Here is a 15,236-nt window from a genome sequence, read left to right on the forward strand (position 1 = left end):
TCCCCCTTAGGCCGAGTAGTCACGTTTACGTGGTGGAATTAACGAAACGTCGACTTCTCCATAGGTAATAACTGGTTCACCAGTAGCTGGATCAAACTTAGCCATTGTCGTTTTTAAGAATTTCTCATCATCACGTTCTGGGAAATCTGGTTTATAGTGAGCACCACGAGATTCATCACGTAATAATGCACCCTTCGTCATTACTTTAGCTAGGTATAACATATTTTTTAACTGGCGTGTAAAGTGAGCACCTTGGTTTGACCATTTTTGTGTGTCATTGATGTTAATTTTTTCCCAACGCTCTTGTAGTTCAGTTAATTTTGCATATGTTTTTTCTAGACGGTCGTTATGACGTACTACTGTCATATTGTCAGTCATCCATTCACCAAGTTCTTTGTGTAAAAGGTAAGCGTTTTCTGTACCATCCATAGAAAGGATTGCTTCCCACTTCGCTTTTTCTTCCTCTTCACGAGCAGTGAAAATGCCTTCTGGTAAATCTTCTGCATGCTTATTAAGCGTTTTGATATATTCGACTGCGTTTGGACCTGCAACCATACCGCCATAAATAGCTGATAATAGCGAGTTCGCTCCTAAGCGGTTTGCTCCGTGTTGTGAGTAATCACATTCACCAGCAGCAAATAAGCCTGGAATTTCTGTCATTTGATCATAGTCAACCCATAATCCACCCATTGAATAGTGAACTGCTGGGAAAATTTTCATCGGTAATTTACGTGGGTCATCACCTACGAATTTTTCGTAGATTTCGATAATACCACCTAATTTGATGTCTAACTCATGTGGATCTTTATGAGAAAGATCTAGGTATACCATGTTTTCGCCGTTAATACCAAGTTTTTGGTTTACACATACGTCGAAGATTTCGCGTGTTGCGATATCACGTGGTACTAGGTTACCGTAAGCTGGGTATTTTTCTTCTAAGAAGTACCAAGGCTTACCGTCTTTATAAGTCCATACACGTCCACCTTCACCACGAGCAGATTCTGACATTAGACGGTTTTTGTCGTCCCCAGGAATCGCTGTTGGGTGAATTTGAATCATTTCACCATTTGAATATGTAGCACCTTGTTGGTAAACAATTGATGCTGCAGAACCTGTATTGATAACAGAGTTCGTTGTTTTACCGAAGATAATACCAGGACCACCTGTTGCCATAATAACAGCGTCAGAACGGAATGATTTAATTTCTTCAGTACGTAAATCTTGTCCTACGATACCGCGGCATACGCCTTCGTCATCAAGAACTGCACCAAGGAATTCCCAGTGCTCATATTTTGTTACTAAACCAGCTACTTCGTGTGCACGAACTTGCTCATCTAGTGCGTATAATAATTGTTGACCCGTAGTTGCACCCGAGAATGCTGTACGGTGCATTAATGTACCACCGAAACGACGGAAATCAAGAAGTCCTTCTGGCGTACGGTTGAACATTACACCCATACGGTCCATTAAGTGAATAATACCAGGGGCTGCATCACACATACCCTTAACTGGTGGTTGATTCGCTAAGAAATCTCCACCGTATACTGTATCGTCAAAGTGGATCCATGGAGAATCCCCTTCACCTTTTGTATTAACTGCTCCGTTAATTCCGCCTTGTGCACATACAGAGTGTGAACGTTTAACAGGAACTAACGAGAATAATTCAACTGCTGTACCTTCTTCAGCCGCTTTAATCGTAGCCATTAAGCCTGCCAGACCGCCGCCAACGACGATGATTTTACTTTTCGCCATGATTATTTCTCACTCCTCATATAATTGCTAATTACCTTTACTCACAAATCATTCATCATCAATTTCTTACCTTGTATCAGTGTTACAGTTTGAAAAATTAAACGAATGCTAAGATTGCCGCAACACCCATAATACTTAAAATTACAAATACTAATAATGTAATATAAGTTGCGATTTGTTGAGACTTTTTAGATTGCGTAATACCCCAGCTTACTAGGAATGACCATAAGCCGTTCGCTAAGTGGAAAGTTGCAGATAAGATACCCACGATGTAGAATCCTAACATAAATGGATTCGCCACGATTTCAGCCATCATATCAAAGTTAACTTCTGTACCGAACGCTTTTTGAACACGTGTTTGGAAAATATGCCATGCAATGAAGATTACAAGGAATATACCAGTAAAGCGTTGTAATGCGAACATCCAGTTACGGAATGTGCTGAAGCGTTTTACGTTGTTCGTAGCAGTAAATGCAATATACACTCCGTAGAATGCGTGGAACATAAGTGGAATATAGATAATAATCCATTCCATTGCTAACAATAATGAATGCGGAACTAATTCCATCATACCTGTTGCATTATTGTAAGTTTCTTCACCGCCTACTGCAGTGAAGTTCAAAGACAAGTGGAACGCCAAGAACAATCCTACTGGAACTACACCTAATAACGAATGTAAGCGGCGCCATAAAAATTCACGATCTTTCGACAAAATTGTTACCCCCCTTAAGTACTTGAAATTCGCATCTATAAAGTCACCATTTTGTAAATGTTGTTTATTGACTGCGCATCTCATCATGGTACAATATTATGACATGTCCATTGTACTCTCAACAGATACTAGCGTCAAGATAACATCGAACATTTCACCCCCCTTTTAAAGACGGGATTACGCTGTTTAAAGTCACTATTATTCTACTATAGTTCCACTTTCTATATAACAGATTAAATTACAAGAAAATTTAGGAAAGAGGTTTTTTCTATGGAACCGCACAAAATGAAAACGATTCCATCATTTGGCTACGAAATTGTTCGTGATCATTTACTTTCATCAATTTTAGGAAAACACGAAGCAGATGTCCTTTATTGGGGAGGAAAAGAAGTCGCTCGTCAATTCCCACTATTTTCAATGGAAGAAGCATCTTCATTTTTCGTGGAAGCGGGTTGGGGACAACTCACTTTAGAAAAAGAACTGAAAGATGAAGTGCATTACATACTCACTACTGAAGATCCCGCAGCTCTGAATATTGAGCAGCGCTGCTTTCGATTAGAAGCCGGTTTTTTAGCCGAACAAAAACAAAAAAATATCGGCTATTTAACGGAATGTTACGAGGAAAAAAACATAAAGCATAACTGTATTAAATTCACTTTAAAATGGGATTTAAAAGAACCCATTCGTTAATAAGTTCCCCACTACTTACTATTTATAAAGCTTCAAGCTATTATGGAATCTAGCTTGAAGCTTTTATTTATTCAACAATCGTTAGAAAACCTATTGATTGAGGCAACTAATATCAGATTCATGCCACCCTTTATAGAAATGGGTAATTTTAATGAATCAAGGCAAACTCATCATGCAACATATTCGCCGCCTGCATCATTTCATCTTGTGGCACGATAACCGACACTTTAACTTCTGATGCACTTACCATTTTTACAGGGATATGCCCCTTCCCTAACCGCGCAAATATTCGTGCCGCTACGCCTGGACCAAAAACCATGCCCGATCCTGTAATAGAAATTTTCGCTAACCCTACTTCGAAATCAGCAAACTGAAAACCTAAAGAGACTTTACTTGCCTCCAATATCCGTAAGCTTTCAGCAAATTTCTCCTTCGCTATTGTAAATGACACGATTGGTTTGACGCCATCCATTACTGACTGCACAATCATATCCACATTAATATGATTATCTGCTAAAATACTAAATACTTCTGCAATGGATGCCGTTTCATAAAAATCATAGCCGATCGTTAGTCGAATGACATCCGCTTCATAAGCAACCTTGCGCACCATTAAATTATTCCCCATTTTTTTGCAACCCCTTTATATTAGCAATCAAAAACAAGTTTCAGGCCTTTCATCCACGTAAAAAAGCGACCTTCCACGTTTATGGAAAGTCGCCGTCAAGACAAATAATAAAATTAAATGTGCTTTTTGGATAGCTCTCCAGAACATGCGCTCTGACAATTTTACATCTCTTAAATGCAAAACCAGCAAATTGTGCGAACAATACACAATTCACTTCGGCAGTTTACCCTTTCGGATACATTCAACGGAATTGTCCTTCCTCATGCATCTTACTTTTGAATACTGCGCCTCTATCGATTGAAATTATTGAATTAAATCTCACTTTAGCATACTAAGATTCGTTTTTCAATGACTGTTCCTGAAAATGGTGCTGAATCGTTTCGGCAAGTTTTTTTGATATGCCTGCTTCAATAAGCTGCGCAACAGTTGCTTCACGTATTTTTTTCACCGACCCGAAATGCTTCATGAGCTGTTGTTTACGCTTCGGACCAATCCCTTCAATGCCATCCAACACCGAAACAATTGTATTAGCCTGGCGCTGTTGGCGTAAAAATGTAATAGCAAAACGGTGTACCTCGTCTTGAATACGTTGCAATAAATAAAACGCATCACTCGTTCTTTTTAGTGGAATTGGCTCCACTGGATCACCGAATAACAATTGGGACGTATTATGCTTATCATCCTTTGCGAGTCCAGCAATCGGAATATAAAGACCTAACTCATCTTCAATGACTTCACGCGCCACTTCCATTTGCCCTTTTCCCCCATCAATTACAATGAGATCGGGAAGCGGTAAATTTTCTCGTAAAACGCGTGTATATCGACGTCGAATGACTTCTTGCATCGCACCGTAATCATCATGTTTCGCGGCTTCCTTCGTTTTATATTTACGGTATTCCTTTTTTAATGGCTTGCCATCAACAAAAACAACCATCGCCGAAACAGGGTCCGCGCCGTGCATATGACTATTATCAAATGCCTCAATGCGCATCGGAATCGGAATATTCATTGCCTCACCTAATGCCTCACACGCACCAATCGTTCGTTCCTCTTGGCGCTCAATAAGCTGGAACTTTTCATGAATGGCGATATCCGCATTTTTCGTAGCTAGATCAACTAATTCTTTTTTCGAACCTTTTTTAGGTATAACAATTTTAACATTCAAAAGCTTTTCTAATAAAACACCATCCACTTGTGTAGGAATGAAAATTTCCTTTGGTAGCATATGGTTTGGTTCCTCATAAAAACGTCCGACAAATGTTAAAAACTCTTCTTCTGGTTCATTGTAAATCGGAAAAATGGAAACATCCCGTTCGATTAACTTCCCTTGTCGCACAAAAAATACTTGCACACACATCCAGCCTTTTTCCACAGCATAACCGAATACATCACGATTGCTTAAATCACCTGTCACCATTTTTTGCTTTTGCATAATCTTTTCGATATGCGCCATTAAGTCTCGATATTCCTTTGCCCGTTCAAATTCCAACTTTTCAGCAGCATCCAACATTTTTCGCTCTAAATCTTGCTTCACTTCTTCATAACCACCATTTAAAAACTTGGCAATCTCATCAATCATTTCACGGTATACATCGCTCTCAATTTCCTTCACACATGGTGCCAAACATTGCCCTAAATGATAATAAAGGCAAACCTGCTTCGGGATAATGGCACATTTTCTCAAAGGGTACAATCGATCTAATAATTTTCTTGTTTCGTTTGCTGCGAATGAATTCGGATACGGACCGAAATATTTGGCTTTATCCTTTTTGATTTTGCGCGTCGTTAAAATGCGCGGATATTTTTCATTTGTAATTTTAATATACGGATATGTTTTATCATCCGTTAGTTTAATATTATATTTTGGATCATGGAGCTTTATTAAATTTAGCTCTAAAATTAATGCCTCTAAATCGCTTGAAGTCACGATATATTCGAGGTCTACAATTTCACTTACTAGGCGGGCGGTCTTTCCATCATGGCTACTTGTAAAATACGATCGCACCCGATTTTTTAATGATTTTGCCTTGCCAACATAAATAATCGTCCCTTGGTGATCTTTCATCAAATAACAACCTGGATCACCTGGCAAAATTTCTAGTTTCGCCTTAATATTTGCATTCATTCCATCACCTTAAAATTTCGTCATTTCCTTTTAGTTTACCTTATGTTCAGGTGAATTTGAAAGGTAAGTGCTAGTGCTTTAATCGTTTCCATATATGTTTAACCAAGAATCTATCCTAATGATATAAGTGTCCTAATAAAGCTTCTCATAAAGTACTTGCTAATTTTGGCTGGCTAAGCACATGAGGCGCACAGCTTTGTTGCACAAATCTGTACGACTCATCTTTGTGCTTTGTGCAAGGCCAGCCTTTATAAAATTTCCCCCTACTGAAGCTTTCTGTATAAAGTGCGCCGCTACCGGGGAGGCGGCGTTAACTTAATTAATTGTCCTTTAGCGATTTTGAATACATATTTTATTGTCGGGCGCATATTTCAATAAAAATATTGGATAGCTAAACTTTATTTCATTCTCTAAAACAGATTAGGATTTGTATTGGGGCAAATCTGAATAGAAGAAGTTGAATAGAAAAAAAGCCGTATACCCGCTATAGGCATACGACTTTTTGAATTGAATTATTTGTTGTCGTTAATGAAATCGATTAACGCTTCTTTTGGCATGAAGCCAGCAGTTTTTGCTTTTAACTCGCCATCAACGAATAATAATAATGATGGAATCGACATGATTTGGTATTCAGCCGCTGTTCCTTGGTTGTTATCAACATCAACCTTCACGATTTTCACATCGTTACCGATTTCTGCATCTAGCTCTTCAAGAACTGGAGCGATCATTTTACAAGGACCACACCATGCAGCCCAAAAGTCTACTAAAACAACACCATTTGAAATTTCTTCACCAAAAGTTTGGTCTGTACCGTGTACAATTGCCATAATTATATAGCCTCCTTATCTAACATCTGCTTGTAGTATAACATGATTTCCCAATTAGCTAAAAATAATATGCTTGGGGAGGTATATTTTATTCAAAACCACCTTGAACATAGAAATAATAACAGCTCCCACACTTGTAAGGTGAGGGAGCTGTTATTATTATGCGCCTACTTTTAACGCTTTAAACTCTTCAATAAGCATTGGAATGACTTCGAATAAATCGCCAACAATTCCGTAGTCTGCTATTTTGAAAATATTTGCTTCAGGATCTTTGTTAATTGCAACAATCACCTTCGAGTTCGACATACCGGCAACATGTTGGATGGCTCCCGAAATACCTGCCGCGATATAAAGGTCTGGTGTTACCACTTTCCCTGTTTGTCCAATTTGTAATGAGTAGTCACAGTAATCTGCGTCACATGCACCACGAGAAGCGCCAACAGCACCGCCTAGTAATTTAGCAAGCGCATTTAATGGTTCGAAGCCTTCTTCAGACTTCACACCACGTCCGCCTGCTACAACAACTTTAGCCTCCGATAAATCGACACCTTCAGTTGATTTACGAACAACTTCTTTAATAATTGTACGTAAATTTGTAATTTCCACTGATACCGATGATACATCACCAGCACGGCCAGCTTCTTTTGCAAGAGGTGCGATGTTATTAGGACGAATCGTTGCGAAAATAATGCCGTCTTTTACTTTCACTTTTTCGAATGCTTTTCCAGAATAGATTGGACGAACGAATACAACATCATCTCCAGCACCTTGGATCTCTGTTACATCCGACACTAAACCAGCATTTAAGCGAGACGCAATTTTAGGTGATAAATCTTTTCCTAAAGATGTATGACCGAATACAATGGCATCTGGTTTTTCTTGCTCTACTACCGCTAAAATAGCTTGGCTAAACCCATCAGAAGTGTATGTTTTTAAATGTGGATGTTCCACCGTTACGACACGGTTTGCACCGTATTCAACTAATTCAGATGCTACCCCAGCAACTGAATCCCCTACGATAAGACCTACTATCTCGCCTCCATCAGCAATTTGTGCACCTGCAGCAATTGCCTCAAATGAAACGTTACGTAAGCTTCCTTCACGAACTTCACCTAACACCAATACTTTCTTTGACATGTATATCCCTCCATTACCATCTTCGTAAAATTAGCCAGTTGGCATTTTTTTTAGAATGTTGCGATTAAACCACTTAAACTACTTTTGCTTCATTATGAAGTAAGCTAACTAGCTCTTTGACTTGATCAGAAAGATCGCCTGCTAATACGCGGCCTGCTGCTTTTTGAGGTGGTAAATAAATTTCGATTGTCTCGATTTTCACTTCCACATCCTCTTCATCAATATCTAAATCATCTAACTCAAGCTCGGCAAGTGGCTTCTTTTTCGCCTTCATGATTCCTGGTAAAGAAGGATAGCGCGGTTCATTTAAACCTTGCTGTGCCGTCACTAATAATGGTAATGAAGTTTCTAATATTTCAGCGTCCCCTTCAATATCACGAACGATTTTTGCTGTCGTTCCTTCAATTTCAAGACTTGTAATTGTTGTCACATAATTGATTCCTAATAAATCTGCTAAACGAGGACCTACTTGACCAGATCCTCCATCAATAGCAACGTTACCAGCTAAAATTAAATCCGCTTCTTTGTCTTTTAAATATTCAGCTAATATGTAAGCTGCAGAATATTGATCTAGCTCGTCTAGATCATCTTCTGTATTAATTAATACGGCTTCATCTGCACCCATTGCAAGTGCTGTACGAAGTTGCTTTTCAGCATCCTCACCACCGATTGTTAAAACTGTAACTTTACCGCCTAAAGCGTCGCGTTTTTGAATGGCTTCTTCAATCGCATATTCATCATATGGATTAATGATGAATTCTGCACCATCCTCTTGAATTTTACCGCCAGAAATGACGATCTTTTCTTCCGTGTCAAAAGTACGTTTTACTAATACAAAAATATTCATTATTCAGACCTCCTAAAAGCTTCTATTTTTATTTGCCAGTAAACTGTGGTTCACGTTTTTCAATAAATGCTTGAATACCTTCTTTGGCATCTGCTGAGACAAAAACTTCACCAAAGCTTGTTGCTTCTGCTTGTACACCTTCATAGAAAGATGGTGTTTTCGCATGATTTAGCATTTGAATCGCCGCTTTTAATGCAATTGGACTTTTCTTTGCCATTTTCTTAGCCAATTCAAGTGTTTTTGGAAGAAGCTCATCCTCTGTGAAAGCACGGTTTGCTAATCCCCACTGAACAGCTTCTACCCCAGTAATCGGGTCGCTCGTAAACATCATTTCTGCTGCTTTAGCAACACCTACATATCGTGGTAAGCGCTGTGTACCAGCAAAACCTGGGATAAGTCCTAATGATAGTTCAGGCAATCCTAATTTAGCTGATTCTGTAACATAACGAATATGGCAGCCCATTGCTAGCTCCAACCCGCCACCTAGTGCTGCACCATGAATGGCCGCAATGACTGGTTTCGAGAAATTTTCTAATCGTTCAAAAACTTGCTGTCCATTTTGAGCAAGGACAGTAAATTCTTCACCCGTTTGAACGTTTGTAAATTCTTTGATGTCCGCACCTGCAGAGAAGAATCGTCCTTCACCATGTAAGACAATGACACGAACTGCTTCGTCTTGTTCAACTGCATCTAAAAAGGCATCGACATCTTTAATTAACCCTTGTGATAATGCATTTGCAGGTGGTCTCGAAATTGTAACAACCGCTACACCTTCTTCTACACGCCAACTAAGAAACTCCATTTCCCCACATCCCCTTTTATGCTTTTAGTGCACTCAACAGCATTTGTTGAATTTTTGGAGACTGCTCCAATAAGTTATAACGATTATCTGACATCACCCAAGTTGTCGATATTTCGTCGATTGTACCGAACACCATTTGCCTGGCAATTCGAACATCCATTGTTGATTTAAATTCTCCACTTACCATTCCTTCAATCAATATTTGATCAAGCAATGCCAAATATTCTTTTAAAATGGAATTAATCTTCAATCGGAGTTCTCTATTCGACTGTCTCAATTCGAGCTGTGTAACCGTCGCTAAATGACGATCATTCGAAAGGACACTTAAGTGATTCTCGATCATACCGCATAACTTTTCTGAAGAAGTATTTCCACTTTTTATTATATCCTGTAAGTTCTCTACAAATATACTCATTTTTTCTTTAAATACAGAAATTAATATATCTTCTTTGTTTTTGAAGTATAAATAAATGGTACCATCTGCTACCCCAGCCTGTTTTGCAATTTTAGCTACTTGCGCTTGATGGTAGCCGTTTTCAGCGATTGCGATTACAGCTGCATCCACTATTTGCATATATTTGGGTTTATTTCGTTTCAAGTTGTTCACCACCATTTAAATGACAAATCTTACGCCAAGTCGTGTAAGATCAGGTCGTTACTTATGCATTTGCATTAAAAAAGAAAAACATGAATGACTATTCATTCATGTTTTTATCTTATAGTTTATCGAAGTTTCTGTCAATAGTTTACTAACGAATTATTTTGCTGCTTGTTCTTCGAGTTTTTGTTTTTCCTCTTCAATTAGTGTACGACGCAATATTTTTCCTACTGCCGTTTTTGGTAGTTCATCACGGAATTCATAAAAACGAGGTACTTTATAAGCAGCTAGATTTTGACGACAATACGTATTTAATTCGTCTTCCGTCACCGTTTTTCCTTCTTTTAACACGATATAAGCTTTTACGGTTTCACCACGATAAGGATCAGGTATTCCTGCTACAACACATTCTTGAATCGCTTCATGTTCATATAGCACTTCCTCAACCTCACGAGGATAAATATTAAAGCCCCCCGCAATAATCATGTCCTTCTTACGGTCAACAACATAAAAGTATCCTTTTTCATCCATATAGCCTAAATCCCCTGTTAAAAACCAACCGTCAGCAAATGCCATTGCCGTTTCTTCTGGACGATTCCAGTAGCCTTTCATCACTTGTGGACCTTTAATTGCAATTTCTCCAATTTCGCCTGAAGGTAAAATTTCAGTATCTCCTGAACGTAAGATGACTGCATCCGTATTCGGCCATGGTAAACCAATCGAACCATTAATTCGATTTTCCCATATTGGATTCACGTGCGTTACTGGTGATGTTTCCGTTAATCCATAGCCTTCTACAATTCGGCCACCTGTTAACGATTCGAATTTCTCCTGCACTTCTAACGGTAATGGTGAAGACCCACTCATGCACGCTTTAATAGTCGTAAGATCGTATTTTGACAAATCCGGATGATTTAAAATACCGATATACATCGTGGGTGCGCCTGGAAATAATGTTGGCTTTTGTTTATCAATCGTTTTTAGTGTCTGCTCCACATCAAACTTTGGCAATAACACCATTTTTGCTTGCTGCATAACTGATAATACTAACACCGTCGTCATGCCATATACGTGGAAAAATGGTAATACGCCTAAAATGATTTCTTCACGTTTTTTACAACGATACATCCAAGCATCGCACATCGTCGTATTAGCAACTAAATTTTTATGCGTTAACATAACGCCCTTTGGATAGCCAGTCGTGCCACCCGTATATTGCAACAATGCTAAATCATTCTCAAAATCAAATTCGATTTCGATCGGCGTTGCAGACTCCGTACGCATAATTTCAGTGAATAGGTGATTCATTCCACTATGCTCTACTTTTACACTAAAACCATATTGCTTCTTTTGCACAAATGGATACACTAAATTTTTGGGAAATGGCAAATAATCTTTAATCCCTGTCACGATGACATTTTCAATATTCGTTTCTTTTAATATTTTCATCGCGCGTGGATACAAAATATCCATTACTAAAATAACTTTTACGCCTGCATCCGCCATTTGATATTGCAATTCACGCTCTGTATACAATGGATTTGTTTGAACAACAACGCCCCCTACAAACAATATTCCATAGTATGCTATTACCGCTTGTGGACAGTTTGGTAGCATAACCGCTACACGATCCCCTTTTTCCACCCCTAGAGAACGCAAATAATTCGCAAATTTTAAAGAAGACTCATAAAGTTCTTTGTAAGTAAGCTCCTTCCCCATAAAATGAACCGCTACATTTGACGGAACTTCATTATTTGCCTGTATTAAAAATTGCTGAACAGGAATTTTGGGAATTTCCAACGTATGCGGAACTTCCTCTGGGTAACTCGCAAACCATACTTTTTCTGTCATAAAACTTCTCCCCTTTGCAAAAGCTTCATTCACTTGCATTTATTATAATTAAAAAAGGAATTTCTTTCAAACTATTTTTATCTGATTTTTCTAATTATTCTCTTCTGTACAGTTTTTTTCTGAAAAAAATTATGTTTTTTATAATAATACTTATATTCATTTATAGTACAGAATATACATTACCTTCCAAATATATTTTTTTAGTATAATTTTTATCGTTTGCGAATTATATACGTGAAACTAAACCGTGAAGTAGATTACTAAAAAAAGCTACCAAGCTAGAAATTCTCTAGTTTGATAGCTTACTTTTTATGCTCATACTGTAAGCATATAATATACGCCTACAATCAGGAATAACACACAGACGACAATTAACACTTTCGATAAGGTTTCCATTACATTCTCCTAAGATATACTTGCCCCAATTACGAATGATAATCCGACAGAAATCGTAAACGAAATAAATCCAACTGAACGATTATCTGCGGCAATTTCTTCATCTACTTTAAATTTTGGTGTTAAAAATTCAAATAATAAATACGCAAAAATTAAAAGAATAAATCCAAATAGCCCCCAGCTTAACATTTCAACTAATGACGTATGTCGCTCAATCGAATAGCGAAAAATATTACAAACGCCCAGAATTTTACCACCTGTCGCTAAGGCAACAGCAACATTGCCATTTTTTATTTCTTCCCAATTTTTATATTTGGTTACGATTTCAAATAAAATCATTGAAACAAACAGACAAAGTACGACTACACTAAAATAGCCTGCTGTTTCAACGAGAGGATGGTGCCAAAATTTTGAACCTAGCAATCCATTCAACTCCCTTCTAAATTAACTTCTATCACTTCTATTAACTATTAACGAAAATTCATAAAGGAGCAATGATTTATTTCAATTCGACTACTGTGACCCCAAAGCCACCCTCACCCGCTTCCCCGTAGCGGTATGTTTTGACACGCTTATGTTTCTTTAAAAAGCTTTGAATTCCTTGTCTAAGCGCGCCCGTACCTTTACCGTGAATAATAGAAACACGTGGGTAATTAGCTAAAATCGCATCATCTAAATATTTTTCTGTACGGATTAATGCATCTTCATAACGTTCTCCGCGTAAATCAAGCTCAAGCTTCACAATTGTATTGCGGTTTTTAATATTTGTCATCGTTCTTGTCACTTGCTCTTTTTCAGGCTTAATGTATTCTAAGTCCGTTTCTGGTAGCTTCATTTTTAAAATACCAATTTGAACGACCCATTCTTTTGCACTTACTTTTTGAAGTAACGATCCTTTTTGACCATAGCTTAATACTTTTACTTCGTCACCAACTTGAAGATTTTGAACGCGTTCACGTGCAGCAACGGCCTTTTGTAACACTTTATTATCTTGAGGTGCAGCTTCATCTAAACGTTTTTTCGCGTCAATGATTTCATGCTCTTTAACGGACATTGCTGCATTTTTTTTCATTTCACGCAATTCTTCAATGATTTTTTCAGCTTCTTTTTTCGCCGCATCAACAATTTTATGCGCTTTATCTTTTGCTTTCTTTTCTAAGCTATCTTTCTTCTCATCATATGCTCTTAAGCGTGCTTCAAGGTCTGTACGGATTTTTTGTGCATCTTCTAATAAAATATGCGCTTCATCCGCCTCACGCTCTGAACGTAATCGACTCTCTTCTAACGAGGCAATCATGGACTCTACTTCATGACGATCAGTTCCCGTAAATGATTTTGCTCGGTCAATGACTTCATTATTTAATCCAAGTCGTTTTGAAATTTCAAATGCATTCGAACGTCCCGGTACACCGATTAATAGGCGATACGTTGGGCTCAATGTTTCTACATCAAATTCCACACTTGCATTGACAACAGAAGGTCGATTATAGCCGTACGCTTTTAATTCTGGATAATGCGTTGTTGCCATTATGCGTGCGCCTTTACCTACCACTTCATCTAAAATAGAAATGGCCAATGCTGCACCTTCTTGTGGGTCCGTCCCCGCTCCAAGCTCGTCGAAAATAACGAGGGATTTGTCATCAAACTTACTTAAAATATCAACAATGTTCACCATATGAGACGAGAAAGTTGATAATGATTGTTCGATTGATTGTTCATCACCAATATCTGTAAAGATTTGTTCAAATACAGCTAATTCCGAACCATCTAATGCAGGTACTGGTAAACCACATTGCGCCATTATTGTACATAGACCTACTGTTTTTAACGTAACGGTTTTACCACCTGTATTTGGACCCGTAATGACAATCGCGGTAATATCACGGCCAAATTCAATCGTATTTGGGACCGCAATTTCAATTGGTAATAAAGGATGGCGAGCTCGAACTAAGCGCGTGAAACCTTCCTTATTCATTTTCGGCATTGTACATTTATTCGCCTGTCCATATTTCCCTTTTGCTAAAATGACATCGACTTCACCAAGAAGCTGTACAAGGACAAATAAATCATGACCTACTTCTTCTACTTGTGCAGTTAATGCTGCTAAAATACGTTCGATTTCGACTTTTTCCTTCATTTTTAATCGCTGCACTTCATTATTTGCTTGTACAACTGCATCCGGTTCGATAAAAAGAGTCTGTCCTGAAGCCGATTGATCATGAATAATTCCACCATAATGCGAACGATATTCTTGTTTTACTGGGATTACAAATCGGTCATTACGAATTGTAATAATCGTATCGGATAACATTTTCGTTGCATTTGAGCCACGTGTTAAGCTTTCTAATTTTTGACGTACTTTGGATTCTTCTGCACGTAAGCTTTGACGAATAGATCTGAGTGCTGGACTTGCTGAATCTAAAACCGCGCCATTATCATCAATGCAGTCATTTATTTCATGCTGCAACGCTGTTAATACAGGCATTTGTTCTTTTCGTTCAATAAAATGAGGAATAGTAATCGTATCGTCTGACTCAATATCTTCAATAAAATTACGGAAAATTCGACTTGCTCGAATCGTACTTGCGATTTCCATTAGCTCCATTGGACTTAGCATACCACCAATTTGAGCACGTCTTGCATGGGGACGAACATCGAAAATTCCGCCCATCGGAACGCTACCTTTAACACGTAAAATGGCTAAACCTTCATCCATTTCCGCAAGTAATTCCACAACTGTTTCAAAATTTGTTTCTGGTACTAATTCATCGATTGCTTTTTTACCAATTGAATTTGTACAAAATGCCGCTACTTGCTCGCGGACTTTATCAAATTCTAGTGTTTTCAATGCTCTATTTTCGATCATGGAAA

Annotated in this window: 13 protein-coding genes and 1 riboswitch; of the genes, 1 reads left to right on the top strand and 12 read right to left on the bottom strand. The window is 38.2% G+C overall.

From position 1 onward, the window contains the following. Positions 1-6 precede the first annotated feature (6 nt). Both sdhA and MHI10_RS15335 read right to left on the bottom strand, forming a co-directional pair. Positions 7-1,752, bottom strand: coding sequence for a succinate dehydrogenase flavoprotein subunit (gene sdhA, locus MHI10_RS15330; protein WP_340786901.1), 1,746 nt, complete (start codon positions 1,750-1,752; stop codon positions 7-9). 97 nt (positions 1,753-1,849) lie between these two features. Continuing rightward, a complete protein-coding gene (locus MHI10_RS15335; protein ID WP_340786903.1) occupies positions 1,850-2,464 on the bottom strand; it encodes a succinate dehydrogenase cytochrome b558 subunit in 615 nt (204 codons plus the stop codon). Between the two features lie 270 nt (positions 2,465-2,734). On the opposite strand from MHI10_RS15335, the gene MHI10_RS15340 reads away from it, so the two are divergent. Then, the gene (locus tag MHI10_RS15340) at positions 2,735-3,154 is read left to right on the top strand and encodes a YslB family protein (protein WP_340786906.1); all 420 of its coding nucleotides are present in this window, start codon (positions 2,735-2,737) and stop codon (positions 3,152-3,154) included. A 148-nt stretch (positions 3,155-3,302) separates the two neighbouring features. Here the strand turns inward: MHI10_RS15340 and MHI10_RS15345 are convergent, their stop codons facing one another. From MHI10_RS15345 to MHI10_RS15390, 10 genes are all read right to left on the bottom strand, one after another. Beyond that, complete coding sequence (locus tag MHI10_RS15345; RefSeq protein WP_340786909.1) at positions 3,303-3,782, bottom strand: ACT domain-containing protein; 480 nt, start codon at positions 3,780-3,782, stop codon at positions 3,303-3,305. A gap of 123 nt (positions 3,783-3,905) precedes the next feature. Further along, a riboswitch (Lysine riboswitch) is annotated at positions 3,906-4,083 on the bottom strand. A 30-nt stretch (positions 4,084-4,113) separates the two neighbouring features. Then, positions 4,114-5,907, bottom strand: coding sequence for an excinuclease ABC subunit UvrC (gene uvrC / locus MHI10_RS15350; RefSeq protein ID WP_340786912.1), 1,794 nt, complete (start codon positions 5,905-5,907; stop codon positions 4,114-4,116). 512 nt (positions 5,908-6,419) lie between these two features. Continuing rightward, complete coding sequence (gene trxA / locus MHI10_RS15355; protein ID WP_340786913.1) at positions 6,420-6,734, bottom strand: thioredoxin; 315 nt, start codon at positions 6,732-6,734, stop codon at positions 6,420-6,422. A 159-nt stretch (positions 6,735-6,893) separates the two neighbouring features. Then, positions 6,894-7,871 (bottom strand): electron transfer flavoprotein subunit alpha/FixB family protein, encoded by a 978-nt coding sequence (locus MHI10_RS15360; RefSeq protein WP_340786914.1) that lies wholly within the window; start codon positions 7,869-7,871, stop codon positions 6,894-6,896. 73 nt (positions 7,872-7,944) lie between these two features. Then, positions 7,945-8,718 carry an electron transfer flavoprotein subunit beta/FixA family protein gene (locus tag MHI10_RS15365; protein ID WP_340786916.1) on the bottom strand — a complete coding sequence of 258 codons (774 nt, stop codon included), beginning with the start codon at positions 8,716-8,718 and terminating at the stop codon, positions 7,945-7,947. 28 nt (positions 8,719-8,746) lie between these two features. Beyond that, positions 8,747-9,520, bottom strand: coding sequence for an enoyl-CoA hydratase (locus MHI10_RS15370; RefSeq protein WP_340786917.1), 774 nt, complete (start codon positions 9,518-9,520; stop codon positions 8,747-8,749). Between the two features lie 16 nt (positions 9,521-9,536). Next, complete coding sequence (locus MHI10_RS15375) at positions 9,537-10,118, bottom strand: TetR/AcrR family transcriptional regulator (RefSeq protein WP_340786918.1); 582 nt, start codon at positions 10,116-10,118, stop codon at positions 9,537-9,539. A gap of 159 nt (positions 10,119-10,277) precedes the next feature. Beyond that, entirely contained in the window at positions 10,278-11,969 is a 1,692-nt protein-coding gene (locus MHI10_RS15380; protein ID WP_340786919.1) for a long-chain-fatty-acid--CoA ligase, read from the bottom strand. Positions 11,970-12,374: 405 nt separating this feature from the next. Next, positions 12,375-12,788, bottom strand: coding sequence for a DUF350 domain-containing protein (locus MHI10_RS15385; protein ID WP_340786921.1), 414 nt, complete (start codon positions 12,786-12,788; stop codon positions 12,375-12,377). Between the two features lie 76 nt (positions 12,789-12,864). Continuing rightward, positions 12,865-15,231, bottom strand: a complete 2,367-nt coding sequence (locus MHI10_RS15390) for an endonuclease MutS2 (RefSeq protein WP_340786924.1) — start codon at positions 15,229-15,231, stop codon at positions 12,865-12,867. Between the last annotated feature and the right edge of the window lie 5 nt (positions 15,232-15,236).

Source organism: Solibacillus sp. FSL K6-1523, from assembly GCF_038005225.1.
Taxonomy (GTDB): domain Bacteria; phylum Bacillota; class Bacilli; order Bacillales_A; family Planococcaceae; genus Solibacillus.

Bases quoted from the DNA above. Each gene is read 5' to 3' on its own strand.
- sdhA (WP_340786901.1), bottom strand. From the start codon at position 1,752: ATGGCGAAAAGTAAAATCATCGTCGTTGGCGGCGGTCTGGCAGGCTTA.
- MHI10_RS15340 (WP_340786906.1), top strand. From the start codon at position 2,735: ATGGAACCGCACAAAATGAAAACGATTCCATCATTTGGCTACGAAATT.
- MHI10_RS15345 (WP_340786909.1), bottom strand. From the start codon at position 3,782: ATGGGGAATAATTTAATGGTGCGCAAGGTTGCTTATGAAGCGGATGTC.
- uvrC (WP_340786912.1), bottom strand. From the start codon at position 5,907: ATGAATGCAAATATTAAGGCGAAACTAGAAATTTTGCCAGGTGATCCA.
- trxA (WP_340786913.1), bottom strand. From the start codon at position 6,734: ATGGCAATTGTACACGGTACAGACCAAACTTTTGGTGAAGAAATTTCA.
- MHI10_RS15360 (WP_340786914.1), bottom strand. From the start codon at position 7,871: ATGTCAAAGAAAGTATTGGTGTTAGGTGAAGTTCGTGAAGGAAGCTTA.
- MHI10_RS15365 (WP_340786916.1), bottom strand. From the start codon at position 8,718: ATGAATATTTTTGTATTAGTAAAACGTACTTTTGACACGGAAGAAAAG.
- MHI10_RS15370 (WP_340786917.1), bottom strand. From the start codon at position 9,520: ATGGAGTTTCTTAGTTGGCGTGTAGAAGAAGGTGTAGCGGTTGTTACA.
- MHI10_RS15380 (WP_340786919.1), bottom strand. From the start codon at position 11,969: ATGACAGAAAAAGTATGGTTTGCGAGTTACCCAGAGGAAGTTCCGCAT.
- MHI10_RS15390 (WP_340786924.1), bottom strand. From the start codon at position 15,231: ATGATCGAAAATAGAGCATTGAAAACACTAGAATTTGATAAAGTCCGC.